The 1,013-nt window shown below is 59.9% G+C and carries 1 protein-coding gene; it reads left to right on the top strand.

What is annotated here, in order from left to right; translation table 11 throughout:
• The first annotated feature begins 43 nt into the window (after positions 1–43).
• Positions 44–253, top strand: a complete 210-nt coding sequence (locus FHS27_RS30700) for a hypothetical protein (RefSeq protein ID WP_184310289.1) — start codon at positions 44–46, stop codon at positions 251–253.
• Positions 254–1,013: the final 760 nt, after the last annotated feature.

Here is a 1,013-nt window from a genome sequence, read left to right as displayed (position 1 = left end):
CTGTCCGTAAACGTCCTTCATCGTTGGCCTCCGTGGAATCGAGATGCCTCGATTCTACAAGATTGCCGAAGTTATTTCCGAACAAGTCCTTAGCATGGCTCCCTATTACGCGATGCTTCCCGAGGACATCGCTGTTCCTCACAACACCATCTGGGCCACAGTGACGGTTGGATCGCTTTTTACCATCGCGGCTACTGCAATCATGTTCGCAGGGCAACATCCAAACCAGAACTCAGGGCCGCTTGCTCGCTAGCGTCCTCAGCGCCAAACGCAGCAGAACCACACCGTGCACCGGAGCGGCGTCAAGGCGTTTTCCGATAGTTAGTTTGGCTCTCGCCGCCCGGCGACGGCCGACGTTATTCGACTCACTGCTCCGACCAACAACCGTCGTGCTCGATGCCGACCGGACGCCAGGCTTGATCCAATGCTCGATTGCCGACCGACAAACCGCTGGTCGCAACCGAAGTGGAATTCCTTCAGCGGACGCCTGGCGTGGCATGCTGCACCCTGCTCCGCCGGAGAGAAACGTGTGCGGTACCGAAAAGCCGCAACGGTACCGACTGCCTTTTCTTCGGCCACTCAACGCCCCAACCCATAGTCGCCAAATTGCTCCGCCGATTTGTCCCCACAACCTCCAACCACGTCCCCCAAAAAACAGCCACCCCAGGCCCAACGGGCCGACACAACTCCAAACACCCCAAGCCTCAGCCGCCAACCAACCTCCCCCAGAAAACCAGCCACCCCATAGTCGCCAAATTGCTCCGCCAATTTGATCCCCACAGCCTCCAACCACGTCCCCCAAAAACCAGCCACCCCAGGCCCAACGGGCCGACACAACCAATGCCGGTGGCGTCAGCCACCGGATACCCCCACAGAAAACCCTAAGGCCTGAAGGGCCGACACAAAATCCACCCACCCCCGATAGGGGTAGGGAAGTCCGGTTGAGCCGGACTCCCCTCCCTCCGAACCGTGCGTGCGGTTCTCCCGCACACGGCTCTCCAGTCAGTGGGTCC

This window comes from Aporhodopirellula rubra, from assembly GCF_014192335.1.
Taxonomy (GTDB): domain Bacteria; phylum Planctomycetota; class Planctomycetia; order Pirellulales; family Pirellulaceae; genus Rhodopirellula; species Rhodopirellula rubra.
The sequence above is the reverse complement of the archived record's forward strand: the minus strand, read 5'-3'. Positions and strand labels throughout refer to the sequence as shown.